This window comes from Pseudomonas sp. G5(2012), assembly GCF_000408945.1.
Lineage (GTDB): Bacteria > Pseudomonadota > Gammaproteobacteria > Pseudomonadales > Pseudomonadaceae > Aquipseudomonas > Aquipseudomonas umsongensis.
This window is the reverse complement of record NZ_APIO01000034.1, coordinates 72,578-90,926: the sequence shown is the minus strand read 5'-3', so window position 1 is coordinate 90,926 and position 18,349 is coordinate 72,578. Positions and strand designations below refer to the sequence as shown.

The following is an 18,349-nucleotide window of genomic DNA, read 5'->3' as shown; positions in this document are numbered from 1 at the left end:
CGAACTCCGTCGTCAGTCGCGCGCTAAAAGGCGCGGGGCAAGCTCTTTGAGGGCGCGTCGATACACCTCGCGCTTGAATGTCACCACCTGGCCCAACGGATACCAATAACTGACCCAGCGCCAGCCATCGAATTCCGGTTTACCGGTCAAATCCATCCGCACCCGCTGCTCATTGGAGATCAGGCGCAGGAGAAACCATTTCTGCTTCTGGCCGATGCACAGCGGTTGGCTGTGCGTCCTGACCAGACGTTGCGGCAAACGATAGCGCAACCAGCCCCGAGTGCAGGCGAGTATTTCAACATCTTCGCGCTCCAGGCCCACTTCTTCGTTCAGCTCGCGGTACAAGGCGTCTTCCGGCGTCTCCTGGGGGTTGATCCCGCCTTGAGGAAACTGCCAGGCATCTTGATTGATACGGCGAGCCCATAGCACCTGGCCGGCATCATTCGTGAGAATGATCCCGACATTAGGACGGAAACCATCGGGGTCGATCACGGCAACAACCTCGCAAACGCATGTCATCGCATTGTTCCACAAAGGTTGTTAAGGCAGCAACGCGCCGGCCTACGTTATGTGCACTCTTGTGAAAAGTCCGTATTCTGGACGCCTTTCTACAGACTTTTCAGCGAGTAACTGCAATGCGGCTGGCTTTATTCGACTTGGACAACACGCTTCTGGGCGGCGACAGTGACCATGCCTGGGGCGATTACCTTTGTGAACGCGGCTTCCTCGACGCCGTCGCCTACAAGGCCCGTAACGATGAGTTCTACCAGGACTACCTGGCTGGCAAGCTCGATAACGACGCCTACCTGAACTTCTGCCTGGAAGTGCTCGGCCGTACCGAGATGGCCACACTGGATCTATGGCACAGCGACTACATGCGCGACTGCATCGAACCGATCCTGCTGCCCAAGGCGATCGAGTTGCTGGCCCAACACCGCGATGCCGGCGACAAACTGGTGATCATCACCGCCACCAACCGCTTCGTGACCGGCCCGATTGCCGCGCGCCTGGGCGTCGAGACCCTGATCGCCACCGAATGCGAAATGCAGGACGGCCGGTACACCGGGCGCAGTACCGATGTACCGTGCTTCCGTGAAGGCAAGGTGACAAGGCTCAATCGCTGGCTGGAAGAAACCGGGCACAACCTCGAGGACAGCTACTTTTATAGCGACTCGATGAATGACCTGGCATTGCTGGAGCAGGTGGCGAACCCGGTGGCGGTCGATCCGGATCCGAACTTGCGCGCCGAGGCCGAGAAGCGGGGCTGGCCAGTAATCAGTCTGCGCGGCTGATATTGCCTTCGCGAGCAGGCTCGCTCCCACAGTGGATGTGTGAACGACACAATTCCCTTGTGGGAGCGAGCCTGCTCGCGAATGGGGCAACACGGTTTAAAGGGTTAAACCGGTTTGGCGCCCATTAACCCGGCAATCGCCACAAAGCAGACAAAACTGAACAACGCCAAGGCAAAGGTAAATCTGCCCACCCCACCCGGCGTCTTGCGCACCTTGTTCAGCCTTACCAACAACCAGAACCACGCCAGCGCCGCCACGGTGTAAAGCACACTGGAAGCCAGCAACCAGGTCTGCCCCAACGGCCAGCCCACCAAGTGCACCATCCACCAACCGGTAAACGGCATGCTCAGCAATGCCAGCCCCATCAACAGCCAGACGAACACCCGTGGCCGTTGCAGCGTACGGCTGCCCGCTGTCGCGTCGCCGTTACGCCGGGTTCGCCAGACCCAAATCCCCAGGCCCAGCGCACAGACCAGCAACACCACCGTCGCCACCGTGTGCGCCGCTTTCAGGGCCGTCAACGTTTCCATGGTTCGATTTCCTTAAGGGCCTGCCCATCAGCGTAGCCGCTCAGCCAAGAAACAACTGATAGGCCGGGTTGTCGGTTTCGTCCCAGAACGGGTAGCCAATTTCTTCCAGTGCTGCCGGCACCAGGTGACGCTCCTCATGGGGCACCTGCAGGCCCGCGACCACACGACCATCGGCCGCACCGTGGTTACGATAGTGGAACATGGAAATGTTCCAGCGCCCGCCGAGCTTGTTGAGGAAGTTGAACAGCGCGCCCGGACGCTCCGGGAATTCGAAGCGCAGGATCACTTCATCGACCACATGTGCCGCGCGACCGCCGACCATGTGGCGGATGTGCAACTTGGCCAGTTCGTTGTCGGTCAGGTCGACGACCGGAAAGCCCTGCTCGCCCAGGCTGGCGATCAGCGCGCGACGCGGGTCGGTTTCCGGATGAGTCTGCACCCCGACAAAGATGTGCGCTTCGCTGCCAGTGTTGTAGCGGTAGTTGAATTCGGTGATCTGGCGCTTGCCGATGGCTTCGCAGAACGCCTTGAAACTCCCCGGCTGTTCAGGGATGGTCACGGCGATGATGGCTTCACGGCCTTCGCCCAGTTCAGCGCGCTCGGCAACATGGCGCAGGCGGTCAAAATTGACGTTGGCCCCGGAGTCGATGGCCACGAAGGTCTGGCCGGTGACGCCGCGGGACTCGACGTACTTCTTGATCCCGGCCACGCCCAAGGCGCCGGCAGGTTCGGTGATCGAACGGGTATCGTCGTAGATGTCCTTGATCGCCGCACAGATTTCGTCGGTACTGACGGTGATGACTTCGTCGACGTAGTCTTTGCAGATATCAAAAGTGTGCTGGCCGATCTGGGCCACCGCGACGCCATCGGCGAAGATGCCCACGGTCGGCAATACCACACGCTCACCCGCCGCCATGGCGGCTTGCAGGCAATTGGAGTCGTCCGGCTCGACACCGATGACCTTGATGTCCGGCCGCAGATACTTCACGTACGCCGCGATACCGGCGATCAGGCCGCCGCCACCGACTGGAACGAAGATCGCATCCAGGGGCGCCGGGTGTTGGCGCAAGATTTCCATCGCCACTGTGCCCTGCCCGGCAATGGTGTGGGGATCGTCGTAGGGGTGAATGTAGACGTAGCCTTTTTCGTCGACCAGTTTCAACGAGTAGGCCAGGGCCTCCGGAAACGAATCGCCGTGCAGCACCACTTTGCCACCGCGCGAACGCACGCCTTCGACCTTGATCTCGGGCGTGGTCTTGGGCATGACGATGGTGGCTTTCACGCCCAGGACCTTGGCCGCCAGGGCCAGGCCTTGCGCGTGATTACCCGCCGAAGCGGTAACCACGCCGCGAGCGCGCTCTTCATCGCTCAGCTGCGTCAGCTTGTTGTAGGCGCCGCGAATCTTGAACGAGAACACGGGCTGCAAGTCTTCACGCTTGAGCAAAATCTCGTTGCCCAGCCGCTCGGAGAGCTGGCGAGCAGTCTGCAATGGGGTTTCTACGGCAACGTCATAAACGCGCGAGGTGAGGATCTTTTTGACGTACTGTTCAAGCATCGGAAAGCATCACTGAGCGGGTTGGGCAGGATCAAGGAGTCTAACCCGGCTTTTAGCCGCACGACCACCTGTTGTAGGAGCGAGCATGCTCGCGAGAAACCCAAAGGCGCTGCGGGGTGCCTGGTTTCACGCGTTATCGTTCACGGCTATCGCGAGCATGCTCGCTCCTACAGGGAACAGTCACGGACCGCCAATCGGACAATGACCTTCCCTGCCCCGAGGCCTATAATGCCAGCCTTTCGTTCTCTCTTCGGCACTTCGGAGCCCGCATGACCCAGGATCAACTCAAACAGGCAGTAGCCCAGGCCGCCGTCGACTTCATCCTCCCGAAACTCGACGACAAGAGCATCGTTGGGGTCGGCACCGGCTCCACCGCCAACTGCTTCATCGATGCCCTGGCCAAGCACAAGGGCGCGTTCGATGGCGCGGTCGCCAGCTCCGAAGCCACCGCCGCACGCCTCAAGGGCCACGGGATCCCGGTCTATGAGCTCAATACGGTCAGCGACCTGGAGTTCTACGTCGACGGCGCCGACGAGAGCGACGAGCACCTGAACCTGATCAAGGGCGGCGGCGCAGCCCTGACCCGTGAGAAAATCGTCGCGGCCGTGGCCAAGACCTTCATCTGCATCGCCGACGCCAGCAAACTGGTGCCCGTCCTCGGCGCCTTCCCGCTGCCCGTGGAAGTGATCCCGATGGCCCGCAGCCACGTGGCCCGCCAGCTGGTGAAACTCGGCGGTGATCCGGTCTACCGTGAAGGTGTAGTCACCGACAACGGCAACATCATCCTCGATGTGTTCAATCTGGAGATCACCAATCCGGTGGAACTGGAGTCGCAGATCAATGCGATCGTCGGCGTGGTCACCAACGGCTTGTTCGCGGCGCGCCCGGCGGATCTGTTGTTGCTGGGCACGAGCGAAGGTGTGAAAACCCTGCGCGCCGAGTAAAACATACGCCCCCTTGTGGGAGCGGGCTTGCTCGCGAATGCGGTGTGCCAGTCAACAGAGATGTCACTGACACACCGCATTCGCGAGCAAGCCCGCTCCCACAGTTGATTTGCGGTGTTTGTTAGTTCTGCGGTGGTTTCTTGAAGACGTAGAAAAGATTCGGTTCACTCACCAGGTACATCGTACCGTCGTCGTCCATGGCGATACCTTCCGCTTGCGGTACGGTCTTTTGCAGACCTTGCCGACCCTTGTTCAGTGACATGGTGCTCAGCGGTCGACCATCCACATCCAGCTCCAGAATCAGCCGCGACTCGTCGGACAGCGCCAGCAAGTGCCCGCTGCGCTCGTCGTATTGCAGGCTCGACAAATCCCGCACAAACATCCCGGCGTCGCGCTTGGGATTGTTGACCACATGTACCGCGTAGGACTTTTCCGGATTGAAATGCGGAAAGCCGTGCACTTCGTAGATCAGCATCGGGTCGCGCTCCTTGGCGACAAACAAGCGCTTGCCTACCGAATCGTAAGCCAAGCCTTCGAACCCCTTGTTGCCGCTCATGTGCACACCGAGGGTCATCTGTTCCGCGTCCGCAGCGTCGAGAAAGCTGGTGTCATGCTCCAGATGGATCTTGATCAGGCGCTGCTGGCGCTCGTCCGTGATCACGTAGGTGTCGGCGCTGATGAACTCGACAGCTTCAGGATCACCAAAACCGACCAACGCGATGCGCCGCAAGATCCTGCCGTCGAGCGACAGTTCGATCAATTCGGAGTTTTGATTGGTGACCGTGAACAGGCTTTTGCGCACCGGGTCGTAGGTCAAGGCTGAAACATCATCGTCCAGCCCTTCAATGACCTGCCCCTCCAGCACCACCCGATACTGATCCAGGCCGATGGACTGGGTGCTCATCGGCTGCCAGAGCGTGCGCAGGTTGAACCAGGTGCGCTCGAACAGGCGTAAATGCTGCCCGAACGCGATCAATACGCTCAGGGCAATCACCGACAGGAGCAACAGCAGAGGTTTGGGGCGGGCTAATCGGCGCATTCAGGCGGGCTCGGCTTCAGGACAGGCGGATGAAATATCACGCCTGCCTGAACTGAAGCTTAATGGCCATTGGCCTGATCCTACAACCAGAGGCGAAAAAGCCTACACGAAAAGTTGATTATTTCTGCTTTTCGAAACGGTAAAACAGGTTTGGCTCACTCACGATGTACATCGTGCCGGCCTCATCCATGGTCACGCCTTCAGCCCGTGGGATGGTTTTTTTCAAGCCGTTGAAGCCACCCAGCAAGGTCATGAAGCTGACCTGTTCGCCTTTCTCGTCCAGCTCCAGCAACAGGTGGGAGTCAGCGGACAACACCAGGGTGTGGCCCGTGCGCGGATCGATGGCAAGGGCAGACAGGTTGCGGATGTCCAGCTCGTCACTGGCCAGCTTTTGCTTGTCGCCGCTGAGCGTCGTGCCGTCGCCTTTCCAGGTGAACAGCGCGGGCGGACGCTCTTCGCCGAGCAGCATTTGCTGATTGCGCGCATCCCATACGACCGCCTCAAACGCCTTGTTCTGGTCTTTCGAAGGGCCAAGGTCGAACTTCGGGAAATCAGCGAAGTTCAGCTCGCGAGTGCCGGCATCGACCTTGACGAGGGAGATCTGGTGGTCACGCTCATCGACAATGGCCAGCATTCCATTGCCCAGCGCTGTTACCCCTTCAGGATTGCTCCAGCCTACCAAGGGCATTTTGCGCAGCACATCGCCTTGCAGCGACAACTCGACCAGGAACGGGTTCTTACCCATTACCGAAAACAGGGTTTTGGTCTGGGCATCGTAGGTGACGTCCGACGCCTCGTCCTTTTCCATGCCCGGAAGTGGCTTGGCGTCGATCACCGCATGATAGTCCGGCAGCCAGACGCTGCCCTGACGTTCGGCCGGGCTTTCAAAACGCTCCAGCACCCAGAGCACGCCGCGGTCATCCCAATGCATGGCAAACGCCAAACCGTAGGCAGCGGCGACCAGCAGCAACAGCCAGGAATACCAACGCAGGGCAAAGCGCGAGCGACGGGCAGGTTTGAGCGACGAGATTGGTTGAGTGGCCATCAGGGCATGCGTTCCAGAAATTCAGGCTAGGGGTAATAGCACAATTGGGCCCGGCTCAGATGCCGAAAGCCGTGGAAATTATCCAGACATCATGTGAAAAAAACGGGAAATGGCGGGATAGGAGCAGTCGCACACCCTAATGTAGGAGCGAGCATGCTCGCGATGGTCGCCAACGATAACGCTGGATACCAGGCATCCCGCGTCGATCTCGGGTACATCGCGAGCATGCTCGCTCCTACAAAGGGTTTGCGTTGCTTAGCGAACGCTGCTGGTGAAGCTGCTTGCGCCCGGCAGTTCCAGGACGATCTCGTCGCCGACATTCAGCGGACCCACGCCCACCGGTGTGCCAGTGAGGATCACGTCACCGGCCTGCAGCGAAAAGCAACCGGCCATGTGCTGGATCATCGGCACGATCGGGTTGAGCATCGCACTGCTGTTGCCATCCTGGCGCACTTCGCCGTTGATGGTCAGGCGGATGCCGATGTCGGTCAGGTCGGCGAAGGTGCTGCCGGAAACGAACGGGGCAATCACTGCTGCGCCGTCGAAGGACTTGGCGATTTCCCAGGGCAGGCCCTTGGATTTCAGCTCGGCCTGCTTGTCGCGCAGGGTCAGGTCCAGGGCCGGGGCGAAGCCGGAGATGGCGTCCAGCACTTCTTCAACGCTGGGCTTGGTCGACAACGGCTTGCCAATCAGTACGGCGATTTCCGCTTCGTAATGCACCGAGCCACGCTCGGTCGGAATGCTGAAACCGCCTTCCAGCGGCACCACACAACTGCCCGGCTTGATGAACAGCAGCGGCTCGGTCGGCACCGGGTTGTCCAGTTCCTTGGCGTGTTCGGCGTAGTTACGGCCGATGCACACCACTTTCCCCAGCGGGAAGTGAATACGCGTACCGTCGACATACTGGTGCTGATAGCTCATGGACCGACTCCTGGTTCGTAGCTCTTAAAGTCAAACAGCGAAAATCTTGCCCGGGTTCATGATCCCGTTCGGGTCGAACACCGCCTTGACCGCTTTCATGTACTCGATCTCAACCGGGGAGCGGCTGTAGGTCAGGTAATCACGCTTGGTCATGCCCACGCCGTGTTCGGCGGAAATCGAGCCGTTGTACTTCTCGACAGTTTCGAACACCCACTTGTTGACGGTTGCGCACTTGGCGAAGAACTCGTCCTTGCTCAAGTTATCCGGCTTGAGAATGTTCAAGTGCAGGTTGCCGTCGCCGATGTGACCAAACCAGACGATTTCGAAGTCTGGGTAGTGTTCGCCGACGATCGCGTCGATTTCCTTGAGGAATGCCGGCACTTTCGACACGGTCACCGAAATGTCGTTCTTGTACGGCGTCCAGTGGGAAATGGTTTCGGAAATGTATTCGCGCAGTTTCCACAGGTTCTGCAACTGGGTTTCGCTCTGGCTCATCACACCGTCCAGGACCCAGCCCTGCTCGACACAGTGCTCGAACGTTTCCAGGGCGTGGTTGGCCACTTCTTCGGTGGTCGCTTCGAATTCCAGCAGCGCGTAGAACGGGCAATTGGTTTCGAACGGAGCCGGCACATCACCACGGCCCATGACCTTGGCCAGGGCCTTGTCGGAGAAGAATTCGAAAGCGGTCAGGTCGAGCTTGCCCTGGAAGGCATGCAGCACCGGCATGATCGAGTCGAAATCGGCGGTGCCGAGGACCATGGCAGTAAGATTTTTCGGCGCGCGATCCAGGCGCATGGTCGCTTCCACCACGAAGCCCAGGGTGCCTTCGGCGCCGATGAAGAGCTGGCGCATGTCGTAGCCGGTGGCGTTCTTGATCAGGTCTCGGTTCAGCTCCAGCACGTCGCCCTTGCCGGTGACGACTTTCATGCCGGCCACCCAGTTACGGGTCATGCCGTAGCGAATCACCTTGATCCCGCCGGCATTGGTGCCGATATTGCCGCCAATCTGGCTCGAACCTGCCGAAGCGAAGTCCACCGGGTAGTACAGGCCCTTTTCTTCGGCCACGTTCTGCAGATGTTCGGTGACCACGCCCGGCTGGCAAACGGCAGTGCGGTCGGTGAGGTTCACGTCGAGGATCTGGTTCATGTAGTCGAAGGACACGACCACTTCGCCATTGGCTGCCACTGCGGCGGCGGAAAGGCCGGTGCGGCCACCGGAAGGCACCAGCGCCACCTTGTGTTTGTTGGCCCACAGGACGATGGCCTGGACCTGTTCGGTGGTCTTGGGGAACACGATGGCGGTCGGAGCCGGAGCGAAATGCTTGGTCCAATCCTTACCGTAAGCATTCAGGGAGTCGGCATCGGTCAGCACCTTGCCAGGCTCAACCAGGGTCTTCAGCTCATCAATCAGGGCAGGATTGGTCATCGACAGAACTCTCGAACAATTCATGGTCATCCTGAGAACGCTTCACGTCGCAGGAATGAGTGTTTAGCGGGGTGCATATGCTAGCATACCGACCCCGCAGCATAGTGCCCAACGGCTGTTCTGCGGTGACGGCTTTCTTGCCGTGCGGGTCAGCTCCGGGCTGCTCCCTTCCCTGCCATTTTTCTCCGGGATACAGGTTTACGCAGATGAGCAAGACTTCTCTCGATAAGAGCAAGATCAAGTTCCTTCTTCTCGAAGGCGTCCACCAATCGGCTGTCGACGTCCTCAAGGCGGCGGGCTACACCAGCATCGAGTACCTCACAGGTTCTCTGCCGGAAGCCCAGCTCAAGGAAAAGATCGCTGATGCTCACTTCATCGGCATTCGCTCGCGCACTCAACTGACCGAAGAGATCTTCGATCACGCGAAGAAGCTCGTAGCTGTAGGGTGTTTCTGCATCGGCACCAACCAGGTCGACCTGAGCGCTGCCCGCGAACGCGGTATCGCGGTGTTCAACGCGCCGTACTCCAACACCCGCTCCGTTGCCGAGCTGGTGCTGGCCGAAGCGATCCTGTTGCTGCGCGGTATCCCTGAGAAGAACGCTTCCTGCCACCGTGGTGGCTGGATCAAGAGTGCGGCCAACTCCTTCGAGATCCGCGGCAAGAAGCTGGGCATCGTCGGTTACGGCTCGATCGGTACTCAACTGTCGGTCCTGGCCGAAGGCCTGGGGATGCAGGTGTACTTCTATGACACCGTGACCAAGCTGCCACTGGGTAACGCCACCCAGGTCGGCAACCTGCACGAACTGCTGGGCATGTCCGACATCGTGACCCTGCACGTACCGGAAACCGCTGCCACCCAGTGGATGATCGGCGAGAAGGAAATCCGCGCCATCAAGAAGGGCGGCATCCTGATCAACGCCGCGCGCGGCACCGTGGTCGAGCTGGACGCCCTGGCGGACGCGATCAAGGACAAGCACCTGATCGGCGCGGCCATCGACGTGTTCCCGGTGGAGCCACGCTCCAACGACGAAGAGTTCGAAAGCCCGCTGCGTGGCCTGGACAACGTGATCCTGACGCCGCACATCGGTGGTTCCACCGCCGAAGCGCAGGCCAACATCGGCCTGGAAGTGGCAGAAAAACTGGTCAAGTACAGCGACAACGGTACTTCGGTATCGTCCGTGAACTTCCCGGAAGTAGCCCTGCCGGCTCACCCTGGCAAGCATCGCCTGCTGCACATCCACGAGAACATCCCGGGCGTGATGAGCGAGATCAACAAGGTCTTCGCCGAAAACGGCATCAACATTTCCGGTCAGTTCCTGCAGACCAACGAGAAAGTCGGCTACGTGGTGATCGACGTAGATGCCGAGTACTCGGACCTGGCGCAACAGAAACTGCAACACGTCAACGGCACCATTCGTAGCCGCGTTCTGTTCTAAGAGCAGCGTGCGGCATTAAAAAGGGAGCCCCTGCGAAGGGGCTCCCTTTTTTTATTTGACGTTTACAGTGATCTTCTCGGAGACGATCGGTGGGTCGAACGGCATGTGACCGCTGTCGCCCAACTCCAGCTGCAAGGTATGCTTGCCCGGCGGCAGCGTTACTTCAGCCTGGGTCTGCGCCTTGCCGAAGTGCAGGTGGTTGGCATCGTTCGGGATCGGCTGGCCAGCCGCCGGCAGTTTGTCCACGTCAATCAGCAGGTGATGGTGGCCCGTGTTTTTGGTGGCATCGCCAGCTGGCGCCAACGCGATGTTCTCGACAGCGAACTTCACCACGAACGTCTGCGGGACCGTGGCATCATCTTTGGGAGAAACAATGGACACTTCAGCACCTTTCGGGGCTGGCGTTGCTGCACTGGCCAACACTGAAACACCCATCAGCAGACCAGCCAGTGCAGCACGTGACATAAAGGTTTTCATTCTCTTCTCCAGTTTTTACGTAAAATTCGCGTGACCATCACAACTTCATGGTCAATCGTTGTCGAAAGGCACTCGACAACCATAGCAAAGCGAGCCTGATCCAGAGCGTCGCGATAATGATTTCAAAGGAGTGACCATGCGTTTTCTGCCTGGCCTGATCTGCCTGCTACCCCTTTTGAGCCCGTTGGCTCATGCCGAACTGATTGACGACGTGAACGATCGCGGTGAATTGCGCATTGCCCTTGAGGCTAATACCCCCCCCTTCAGTTTCAAGGAGGATGGCAATCTAAAGGGCTTCGAAGTCGAGTTGGGCCAACTGCTGGCCAACGAACTGGAGGTTCGCGCCGACTTTGTCGTGACAGATGCCAGTGATTTGCTGGCCGGCGTGGAAAGTGGCAAATACGACATCGCCATCAACCACATTGCACAGACCCCGGCGCTTTCGGATCGTTTCGATTTCACCGAGCCTTACATCAAGGCCAATGCGCAATTGATCGCGCAGAAAGAAGAGCCACGCTCGATATTGCTGGTGCAGTCGTTGACAGAGGCAAAACCGAAAGTGGCCCAGGCAGTGAGCTTGTCGATTCCATTCCAGAAGGGTAACCCGGCGTTCCACGCCAGCCTGGAAAGCGCGCTGCAACGGATCAAGGCGGATGGGCGACTGGAGGCGCTGGAGAAGAAGTGGCTGGGGCCGGATACCGGTGTGGCACCGAACCCCTGAGTCGCAAGCCCAACCTGTGTGGTTTTGTGTGGGTCGTTAATCGAGTGCTGCCAGTGCCTGAGCCGCATTCGCGAGCTCCAGTTCACTGAAGACCCGCACCCCATGGCGCCTGAGCAGCGCCGCCGTGACCCCTTCGCCCGTGACTTTCACTCCACTGAACGTCCCGTCATAGGTCAGCAGATTGCCGCACGACGGGCTATTGGCCTTGAGCACGGCAATGCGTATGTCGTGTTGTTGCACCAGTTCAAGGGCTTGATAAGCCCCTGACAGAAACTGCGCACTGACATCCTCGCCTTCCGTGGTGATCACCGCGGCCTGGCCATCGAGTACTTCGCCGCCCTGCCCACCGGGAATTTCCGCCGCCGCCCGTGGCGTCGGCAGGCCACCGGCAACTTCCGGACACAACGGCACCACCCGACCTTCGTCGATCCACCGCTGCAACTGATCGAAGGGCCCGCTGGCCCCGCCGTCATAACGTACGCGGTGCCCCAGCAGGCAGCGGCTTACCAGTATCTTTTGCATGATCAGAACGGCTCATTGCCTCGACGCCGGAACCAGCCGGTCAACGACAGGCGCTCACGGCTCGCAGGCAGGACTTCATGGGGGACCTCCCCCGACAGGAATACCACCAGGCATCCACCGATGGGTACTACATCGTATTGCGCACCTTCTTCCAGGTACATGCGCAACTGACCACCCTGCTCAGGCAGCCAGGCATCGTTGAGGTAGACCACCGCCGACACCATGCGCCGGTCGTCGTCACGGAACCGGTCGACATGCTTGAGGTAGAAAGCGCCAGGCGGGTACATCGCGAAATGACTCTCAAAGTCCTCCAACCCCAGGAACAGGCCACGGTTGAGCGCCTCGCGCAGGCTGTCCATCAACGCCAGATAGCTGTCGCAGACCTCGGCCTGGCCGGGCTCGATCCACTGGATATGATCGCCGCGAATCCCCTCGCGAATCTCCGACGACGGCCCTCGACCCACGGCAGCCGGGGCCAACTCACCTTCGGCCGCACGTTTACGGCACTCAGCCGCCAAGGCTCGGGTCAGATCCTGAGGCAGGAAAATATTCTGCTGCGACCAACCGTGGGTAGCCAGGTCGTCGACGATTTGTAACAGCAGTGGGTGATCAGAAGGTATTTGCATGGCGCGCATAGTATTCCTGCGCCTGAAAATCCGACAGAGCCATGCAGCGGGTTGATACGAATTCTCGACAAGACTGGATGCCACACGGAGAATAGTCGCCTGCTGACAGGAGTCCCTATGCGCCGTTTGCTTTTCTCCCTGCTGATGCTCTGTGTTATGCCCGCCTGGGCAGACGGCCACGCCCAACTGTACAAGGTCGCCGGCTGGCCAGAACAACGCGCGCATTTCAACGACGCCCTCACGGCCGCGCAACAGCGCTACCAAAGCAGCCTGCCACCGGCGGTTTTCCAGGCGCTGGTCGACAACAGCAATCAGCGTTTCGCACCCAAGGCCGTGGACCAGCGTGCCGAAGCACAGCTGCGCAAGAGCCTCGCCGATCCGAAGCCGGCGCTGGCGTTCTTTCAATCGCCGCTGGGCAAGAAAATCGTCGCCGCCGAATTGCTCGCAACCCGCCGCGATCAACTGGCGAAAAATGCCAAGGGCCTGCCCAAGATGCAGGCCAGCGACAGCCGGCTGCTGATCATCGGCCACCTGGCCCAGGCCCTGCCTGCTCGCGAGGCCGGCGCGGAAGTCAGCCTGGCGATTGCCGGTGTTGCGGCCGACAGTCTCAGTTCGATGATCCCCGGCCTGCTCGGCGCCGGCCAGACCCAAAGCATGCTGAATGGGCAGCGCCAGCGCTTGATGGAACAGATCGGCAACGACCTGAACAACACGCTGCTGTACGTCTACCGCGACCTGTCGGATGAGGAGCTCGAAGAATTCGCCACATTTGCCGAATCAGCTGAAGGCAAAGCCTATTACCAGGCGGCGCTGGCGGCGATTCGGGCCGGGTTGGCGGTGGGGCAAAGCACTTCGAATCTGACCCAATAGTTTTCAGCGTCCGCTAGACCGCTTTCGCGAGCAGGCTCGCTCCCACAGTGGATCGAGCTTTCAGATAGACGCGGTCTAATGTGGGAGCGAGCCTGCTCGCGAAGAGGCCGGCAGGGTCACTAAAGATTCCGGCCCTTGATCCGCTTGGTCAAAAACCCGAAATACTCCCCGCGCAGCACCAACGTTTCATTCGCCAGATGATGCCGTGCCTCAGGCAGCATCAATACCTGCGGCCGATCGAACTTGCCCCGCAGCACCTCAAGGTTGTGCTGCCAATCCACCGTCATGTCCGCTTGCCCCTGCACTATCAACGGTCGCCTGGTACTTGCCGGCGCCGCTTCGACACGCTTGATCCAGCGCGCCAACGCCCCGACCCATGCCGTCGGCAATCGCAGCGGCTGCAGCGGATCGGCTTGCAAGAACGGCAAGAACTCAGGGTCGTTGGAGTTCTCGCTGAAGCGCCGGGCAATGGCTTTGACGAAAGGCCTGAGCAGGTAATAGCTCAGTTGCGACCAGCCCCACGCCCGTGGCCGCACCAGCGGCGCCAACAGGATCACCTGGCCCTGGGCCGGACTGCCCGCCCCCGCGTTGAGCACATGATCGATCACGATGGCGCCACCAGTGCTCTGGCCACATAGATGCCAGGGTTGTGGCAGCTCGAGCGATCGGGCCTCGGCAAACAAGCCTTGCAGGGTGTCCTGATACTCGGCGAAGTCCTTGATGCTCGCCCGCTCGCCACTGGAAAGCCCATGGCCCGGCAAGTCGCAGGCAATCACCGCGAAGCCTTGCTCCAGCGCCCATTCGATCACATGCCGATAGAGGCCGGTGTGGTCGTAGAACCCGTGAAAGACAAACAGCGTCGCCTTCACCTGCTCTGGCCACCAGACCTGGCTGACCACTTCGTAACCATCGACCTGAAAACAACCGAGGGCGCTGCGAACCTTACGCGAGGAAAAATCCAGTCCATAAAACCGTTGATAAGCCTGGGCCTCCGCTGACAACGGCTGCCCTTGCGCCAGCGGCCGCAGGCTGGCACGCAGATGATCGGGATCGAAGGTCACTGACATGGGCATTCCAGAGCGCGAAGCGGACTTTATAGACCTGCGATATTCATCTGTCGCGGCAAGCATGGCAAGCTAACCGACCCACAAGGAGTGACACCATGCGCTCGCACTATCGCGCCACCCTGCTCGCCAGCTTGCTCGCCCTCGTGTGCGCCGGGGTGCTGTGGGCGGCCTACGATTGGTTTCAGGGGCGCTATCTGCGGGCATTCAGCGAGCACACGGCGATATTCTCCGGTGATCCGCTACGCCTGCCCGACCATCTCGCCGGCCCCGGCGCCATCCGACTCGTGCATTTCTGGGACCCGGCCTGCCCGTGCAACGTGGGCAATCAACAGCACCTGACCGAACTGGTCGAGCGCTATGTCCCGCACGGTGTGGAGTTCTATGCAGTGCAAAGGCCTGGCAGCCACGGCCAACTACCCGCCACGCTCAGCAGCCTGGAAACCATCGACGTCCTGCCGGGCTCCGAACAGATTCCCGCCAGCCCCGCCGTGGCGATCTGGGATCGCAATGGCAGGCTGGCGTACTTCGGGCCCTACAGTGAAGGCCTGACCTGCAATTCCAGCAACAGCTTTATCGAGCCGATCCTGCAGGCGCTGAACGAAGGCCGCGAAGTGAGTGCCACGCACACACTGGCCGTGGGGTGTTACTGCCCGTGGCCCGTCGTCCCGACGAGTTAACGCAGGCAGCAAACGAGAATCCCTCCTACGGGCGATGGGCCAAACCGGCTTGTCGTGTTAAACAGTCTCGCCAGGGAATTGCTGTCGCACATAACAATAAGGAGTCACCATGAAACGTAGCCTGACCGCGCTCGGTTTGCTGATCGTCGCGCTCGCCGTCGGCGCCGGTTGGTACGTCTACAGCAAGCAGCCATCACGCCAGGGCATGGTGGAGCTGCAGCACCTGCAAGGTTCGGTCACCGTGCGCTATGACGAGCGCGGTATCCCGCACATCCGTGCCGACAACGAAACCGACCTGTACCGCGCCCTCGGCTATGTCCATGCCCAGGATCGGTTGTTCCAGATGGAGGTTTTGCGTCGCCTTGCCCGGGGCGAACTGGCCGAGGTGCTCGGACCGAAACTGCTCGACACCGACAAGTTGATGCGCAGCCTGCGCATTCGCGAACGCGCCGAAACCTATCTGGCGAACATGGACAAGCAATCGCCCGCCTTCCTTGCCCTGCAGGCTTACCTGGACGGCATCAACCAGTACCAGGACGGTCACGCCAAACCCGTCGAGTTCGATGTGCTGGGCATAACCAAGCGCCCGTTCACGGCGCAGGACACCATCAGCATCGCCGGCTACATGGCCTACAGTTTTGCTGCGGCGTTTCGCACCGAACCGCTGCTGACCTACGTGCGTGATCAATTGGGTGCCGGCTATCTGAGCGTCTTCGATCTCGACTGGCAGGCCAAGGGCGTGTTGGCGCCCCGACCCAGCGCGGCCCCGTCGCCCCTCGCCAGCACCGACTGGAAAGACCTCAACGCCCTCGCCCGCCTGAGCGAACAGGCCCTGGCCGACAATGGCTTGCCGCAGTTCGAGGGCAGCAATGCGTGGGCGGTTGCCGGCAACCGCACCAAAAGCGGCAAGCCGCTGCTGGCCGGAGACCCCCACATCCGTTTTTCCGCACCGTCGGTATGGTACGAAGCGCAGCTCTCGGCACCGGGCTTCGAGCTCTATGGCCATTACCAGGCCTTGATGCCGTTCGCTTCACTGGGCATGAACCGGGACTTCGGCTGGAGCATCACCATGTTCCAGAACGACGATCTCGACCTGATTGCCGAAAAGGTCAATCCGGACAATCCGAATCAGGTCTGGTATCGCGGCAAGTGGGTGGACATGGTCAGCAGCGAACAACAGATCGCGGTCAAGGGCCAGGCGCCGGTCACCCTGACGCTGCGCCAGTCACCCCATGGCCCGATCGTCAACGACGCGCTGGGCAAGAGCGTCGGCAAAACGCCGATCGCCATGTGGTGGGGCTTTCTCGAAAGCCAGAACCCGATCATCGAAGGCTTCTACCAACTCAACCGTGCTGACACCCTGGCCAAGGCCCGTGGCGCTGCCGCCAAGGTCCAGGCTCCCGGCCTGAACATCGTCTGGGCCAATGCCAAGGGTGATATCGGCTGGTGGGCTGCAGCGCAATTGCCCAAGCGCCCGGCCGGGGTACTGCCGTGGTTTATCCTCGATGGCAGTAGCAGCGATGCCGACAAGGACGGCTTCTATCCGTTCAGCGCCAACCCGCAGGAAGAGAACCCGGCACGGGGCTATATCGTCTCGGCCAACTTCCAGCCGCTGTCGCCGACGGGAATGGAGATCCCCGGTTATTACAACCTCGCCGATCGAGGCCAGCAGCTCAATCGCCAGCTCAGCGACAAGAACGTCAAGTGGGATCTGGACAGTAGCCAGAAGCTGCAACTGGGCACCACCACCGCCTACGGCACGCGCCTGCTGGCGCCACTGATACCGACCCTGCGCGAAGTGGTCAGCGACCCTGCAGAGCTCAAGCTGGTGGAGCAACTGGCCCAGTGGCAAGGCGACTATCCGCTGGAGTCCACCAGCGCGACGCTGTTCAACCAGTTCCTGTTCAACCTGGCTGACGCGGCGATGCATGACGAACTGGGCAATGACTTCTTCGAAACGCTGCTCTCGACCCGGGTGATCGATGCCGCCCTGCCGCGCCTGGCAGCGACGGCGGATTCACCGTGGTGGGACAACCGTAATACCCTCGGCAAGGAAACCCGCGCCGACACCGTCAAGGTCGCGTGGCTTGCCAGCATCGCCCACCTCAAGGCCACCCTGGGTGCCGATTCCTCGCAATGGCAATGGGGCAAGGCGCACACGCTGACCCATGGCCACCCGCTGGGGCAGCAAAAGCCATTGGACCGGATCTTCAATATCGGTCCGTTCGCGGCTCCGGGCACCCATGAAGTGCCGAACAACCTGTCGGCCAAGATCGGCCCGGCACCGTGGCCGGTGACGTACGGCCCATCGACCCGGCGCCTGATCGACTTCGCCGATCCGGCGCACAGTTTGACGGTCAACCCGGTCGGCCAGAGTGGCGTGCCGTTCGACAAACACTTTGACGATCAGGCTGAGGCGTATATCGAGGGGATTTACTTTCAGGCGCATCTCAATGATGAAGAGGTGACGGCGAATACGCGCAGTACGTTAAAGTTGCTGCCAGCGCGGTCCGGGCAATAGATTTTCATTGGTCGGGCTGACGTCTTCGCGAGCAGGCTCGCTCCCACATTAGAGGACACTCGGTCACCTGTGGGAGCGAGCCTGCTCGCGAAGAGGTCCTCAAGAATAAATGGCTCAAACCATCGCCGAAAAATTCTGCCTGAACTGCTGGGGCGTCACCACCAGCCTGCGGTTGAACACGCTGCGCATGTGTTGAGCATCGCGGAAACCGCACTGGTAAGCCACGGTCTTGAGCGGCGCGCGGGTGCTTTCCAGCATCACCCACGCCGGGCGTGCCGCAACACCTGCGGCCGACCGTGGCGCTGGTGACCGCTGGCGTTGAAATGGATGTGCTGGGCATGGACTACGCAGCGTTTCCACCGTGCAGCGTGAAGCGGTGGTGCATGCGCATCCACGGGGCGAAGGGTTCAAGGAGTGCATCATCTGCGCCTTTGCCGACGGCTTGCGCCATCGTCCGCAGACCACGTTCGGCAATGTGAAGACCGATGTCTTGATAGATCAGGAACCGGGGTTCAAGCCGATGAATTTTGTCGAAGTCATTCGCCAATCCCCTTGGGTTGCCTAAAGCAAATGTGGGAGCGGGCTTGCTCGCGAAGAGGGAGTGTCAGTCCACATATTCGTGACTGACACTCCGCTTTCGCGAGCAAGCCCGCTCCCACATTAGATTTGGGTTGGTCACAG

Annotated in this window: 18 protein-coding genes and 2 pseudogenes; 8 read left to right on the top strand and 12 right to left on the bottom strand. The window is 60.3% G+C overall.

Going from position 1 to position 18,349, the window contains the following annotated elements; genetic code table 11:
- Positions 1 to 12 precede the first annotated feature (12 nt).
- The gene (locus PG5_RS11650) at positions 13 to 492 is read right to left on the bottom strand and encodes an RNA pyrophosphohydrolase (RefSeq protein WP_007897732.1); all 480 of its coding nucleotides are present in this window, start codon (positions 490 to 492) and stop codon (positions 13 to 15) included.
- 143 nt (positions 493 to 635) lie between these two features.
- Here PG5_RS11650 and PG5_RS11645 point away from each other — a divergent pair, with 143 nt between their 5' ends.
- A complete protein-coding gene (locus PG5_RS11645; RefSeq protein ID WP_020797324.1) occupies positions 636 to 1,292 on the top strand; it encodes an HAD family phosphatase in 657 nt (218 codons plus the stop codon).
- Positions 1,293 to 1,396: 104 nt separating this feature from the next.
- Here the strand turns inward: PG5_RS11645 and PG5_RS11640 are convergent, their stop codons facing one another.
- Both PG5_RS11640 and ilvA read right to left on the bottom strand, forming a co-directional pair.
- Positions 1,397 to 1,822: a DUF2269 domain-containing protein gene (locus tag PG5_RS11640; RefSeq protein ID WP_020797323.1), complete on the bottom strand. Its 426-nt coding sequence runs from the start codon at positions 1,820 to 1,822 to the stop codon at positions 1,397 to 1,399.
- A 40-nt stretch (positions 1,823 to 1,862) separates the two neighbouring features.
- Positions 1,863 to 3,377: a threonine ammonia-lyase, biosynthetic gene (gene ilvA, locus PG5_RS11635; protein WP_020797322.1), complete on the bottom strand. Its 1,515-nt coding sequence runs from the start codon at positions 3,375 to 3,377 to the stop codon at positions 1,863 to 1,865.
- Between the two features lie 269 nt (positions 3,378 to 3,646).
- Between ilvA and rpiA the strand changes: the two genes are divergently transcribed.
- Positions 3,647 to 4,321, top strand: a complete 675-nt coding sequence (gene rpiA / locus PG5_RS11630) for a ribose-5-phosphate isomerase RpiA (protein WP_020797320.1) — start codon at positions 3,647 to 3,649, stop codon at positions 4,319 to 4,321.
- 121 nt (positions 4,322 to 4,442) lie between these two features.
- Here rpiA and PG5_RS11625 read toward each other — a convergent pair whose 3' ends face one another.
- The 4 genes from PG5_RS11625 to PG5_RS11610 form a co-directional block, all read right to left on the bottom strand.
- Positions 4,443 to 5,360 (bottom strand): SdiA-regulated domain-containing protein, encoded by a 918-nt coding sequence (locus PG5_RS11625; RefSeq protein WP_020797319.1) that lies wholly within the window; start codon positions 5,358 to 5,360, stop codon positions 4,443 to 4,445.
- 118 nt (positions 5,361 to 5,478) lie between these two features.
- Positions 5,479 to 6,405 carry an SdiA-regulated domain-containing protein gene (locus tag PG5_RS11620; protein ID WP_020797318.1) on the bottom strand — a complete coding sequence of 309 codons (927 nt, stop codon included), beginning with the start codon at positions 6,403 to 6,405 and terminating at the stop codon, positions 5,479 to 5,481.
- Between the two features lie 255 nt (positions 6,406 to 6,660).
- Complete coding sequence (locus PG5_RS11615; protein WP_020797317.1) at positions 6,661 to 7,326, bottom strand: fumarylacetoacetate hydrolase family protein; 666 nt, start codon at positions 7,324 to 7,326, stop codon at positions 6,661 to 6,663.
- A 30-nt stretch (positions 7,327 to 7,356) separates the two neighbouring features.
- Complete coding sequence (locus PG5_RS11610; RefSeq protein WP_020797316.1) at positions 7,357 to 8,751, bottom strand: FAD-binding oxidoreductase; 1,395 nt, start codon at positions 8,749 to 8,751, stop codon at positions 7,357 to 7,359.
- Between the two features lie 206 nt (positions 8,752 to 8,957).
- Between PG5_RS11610 and serA the strand changes: the two genes are divergently transcribed.
- Complete coding sequence (gene serA, locus PG5_RS11605; protein ID WP_020797315.1) at positions 8,958 to 10,187, top strand: phosphoglycerate dehydrogenase; 1,230 nt, start codon at positions 8,958 to 8,960, stop codon at positions 10,185 to 10,187.
- Between the two features lie 51 nt (positions 10,188 to 10,238).
- On the opposite strand, the gene PG5_RS11600 is transcribed toward serA, so the two are convergent.
- Positions 10,239 to 10,664 (bottom strand): DUF4399 domain-containing protein, encoded by a 426-nt coding sequence (locus PG5_RS11600; RefSeq protein WP_020797314.1) that lies wholly within the window; start codon positions 10,662 to 10,664, stop codon positions 10,239 to 10,241.
- Between the two features lie 136 nt (positions 10,665 to 10,800).
- On the opposite strand from PG5_RS11600, the gene PG5_RS11595 reads away from it, so the two are divergent.
- Positions 10,801 to 11,385, top strand: coding sequence for a transporter substrate-binding domain-containing protein (locus PG5_RS11595; RefSeq protein ID WP_020797313.1), 585 nt, complete (start codon positions 10,801 to 10,803; stop codon positions 11,383 to 11,385).
- A 36-nt stretch (positions 11,386 to 11,421) separates the two neighbouring features.
- Here PG5_RS11595 and PG5_RS11590 read toward each other — a convergent pair whose 3' ends face one another.
- A complete protein-coding gene (locus PG5_RS11590) occupies positions 11,422 to 11,907 on the bottom strand; it encodes a DUF523 domain-containing protein (RefSeq protein ID WP_020797312.1) in 486 nt (161 codons plus the stop codon).
- A 2-nt stretch (positions 11,908 to 11,909) separates the two neighbouring features.
- A complete protein-coding gene (locus tag PG5_RS11585; RefSeq protein WP_020797311.1) occupies positions 11,910 to 12,542 on the bottom strand; it encodes a 2OG-Fe(II) oxygenase in 633 nt (210 codons plus the stop codon).
- Between the two features lie 108 nt (positions 12,543 to 12,650).
- Here PG5_RS11585 and PG5_RS11580 point away from each other — a divergent pair, with 108 nt between their 5' ends.
- The gene (locus PG5_RS11580) at positions 12,651 to 13,403 is read left to right on the top strand and encodes a DUF2059 domain-containing protein (protein WP_020797310.1); all 753 of its coding nucleotides are present in this window, start codon (positions 12,651 to 12,653) and stop codon (positions 13,401 to 13,403) included.
- 119 nt (positions 13,404 to 13,522) lie between these two features.
- Here the strand turns inward: PG5_RS11580 and PG5_RS11575 are convergent, their stop codons facing one another.
- On the bottom strand, positions 13,523 to 14,470 hold the full coding sequence (locus tag PG5_RS11575; RefSeq protein ID WP_020797309.1) for an alpha/beta hydrolase: 948 nt from the start codon (positions 14,468 to 14,470) through the stop codon (positions 13,523 to 13,525).
- A 95-nt stretch (positions 14,471 to 14,565) separates the two neighbouring features.
- On the opposite strand from PG5_RS11575, the gene PG5_RS11570 reads away from it, so the two are divergent.
- The gene (locus PG5_RS11570) at positions 14,566 to 15,147 is read left to right on the top strand and encodes a DUF6436 domain-containing protein (RefSeq protein ID WP_020797308.1); all 582 of its coding nucleotides are present in this window, start codon (positions 14,566 to 14,568) and stop codon (positions 15,145 to 15,147) included.
- A gap of 109 nt (positions 15,148 to 15,256) precedes the next feature.
- A complete protein-coding gene (locus PG5_RS11565) occupies positions 15,257 to 17,668 on the top strand; it encodes a penicillin acylase family protein (protein WP_020797307.1) in 2,412 nt (803 codons plus the stop codon).
- A 114-nt stretch (positions 17,669 to 17,782) separates the two neighbouring features.
- Here the strand turns inward: PG5_RS11565 and PG5_RS34155 are convergent.
- Positions 17,783 to 17,935: pseudogene (locus PG5_RS34155) on the bottom strand (helix-turn-helix domain-containing protein); the annotation flags it as partial.
- On the opposite strand from PG5_RS34155, the pseudogene PG5_RS11560 reads away from it, so the two are divergent.
- Positions 17,932 to 18,233, top strand: a pseudogene (locus PG5_RS11560) (phosphohydrolase); the annotation flags it as partial. The pseudogenes PG5_RS34155 and PG5_RS11560 overlap by 4 nt on opposite strands.
- Positions 18,234 to 18,349 lie beyond the last annotated feature (116 nt).

Coding starts and splice junctions, on each gene's coding strand:
- PG5_RS11620 (WP_020797318.1), bottom strand. CDS start 6,405: ATGGCCACTCAACCAATCTCGTCGCTCAAACCTGCCCGTCGCTCGCGC.
- PG5_RS11580 (WP_020797310.1), top strand. CDS start 12,651: ATGCGCCGTTTGCTTTTCTCCCTGCTGATGCTCTGTGTTATGCCCGCC.
- PG5_RS11590 (WP_020797312.1), bottom strand. CDS start 11,907: ATGCAAAAGATACTGGTAAGCCGCTGCCTGCTGGGGCACCGCGTACGT.
- ilvA (WP_020797322.1), bottom strand. CDS start 3,377: ATGCTTGAACAGTACGTCAAAAAGATCCTCACCTCGCGCGTTTATGAC.
- PG5_RS11565 (WP_020797307.1), top strand. CDS start 15,257: ATGAAACGTAGCCTGACCGCGCTCGGTTTGCTGATCGTCGCGCTCGCC.
- PG5_RS11610 (WP_020797316.1), bottom strand. CDS start 8,751: ATGACCAATCCTGCCCTGATTGATGAGCTGAAGACCCTGGTTGAGCCT.
- PG5_RS11640 (WP_020797323.1), bottom strand. CDS start 1,822: ATGGAAACGTTGACGGCCCTGAAAGCGGCGCACACGGTGGCGACGGTG.
- rpiA (WP_020797320.1), top strand. CDS start 3,647: ATGACCCAGGATCAACTCAAACAGGCAGTAGCCCAGGCCGCCGTCGAC.
- PG5_RS11575 (WP_020797309.1), bottom strand. CDS start 14,470: ATGTCAGTGACCTTCGATCCCGATCATCTGCGTGCCAGCCTGCGGCCG.
- PG5_RS11585 (WP_020797311.1), bottom strand. CDS start 12,542: ATGCGCGCCATGCAAATACCTTCTGATCACCCACTGCTGTTACAAATC.
- PG5_RS11600 (WP_020797314.1), bottom strand. CDS start 10,664: ATGAAAACCTTTATGTCACGTGCTGCACTGGCTGGTCTGCTGATGGGT.
- serA (WP_020797315.1), top strand. CDS start 8,958: ATGAGCAAGACTTCTCTCGATAAGAGCAAGATCAAGTTCCTTCTTCTC.
- PG5_RS11570 (WP_020797308.1), top strand. CDS start 14,566: ATGCGCTCGCACTATCGCGCCACCCTGCTCGCCAGCTTGCTCGCCCTC.
- PG5_RS11625 (WP_020797319.1), bottom strand. CDS start 5,360: ATGCGCCGATTAGCCCGCCCCAAACCTCTGCTGTTGCTCCTGTCGGTG.
- PG5_RS11645 (WP_020797324.1), top strand. CDS start 636: ATGCGGCTGGCTTTATTCGACTTGGACAACACGCTTCTGGGCGGCGAC.
- PG5_RS11595 (WP_020797313.1), top strand. CDS start 10,801: ATGCGTTTTCTGCCTGGCCTGATCTGCCTGCTACCCCTTTTGAGCCCG.
- PG5_RS11615 (WP_020797317.1), bottom strand. CDS start 7,326: ATGAGCTATCAGCACCAGTATGTCGACGGTACGCGTATTCACTTCCCG.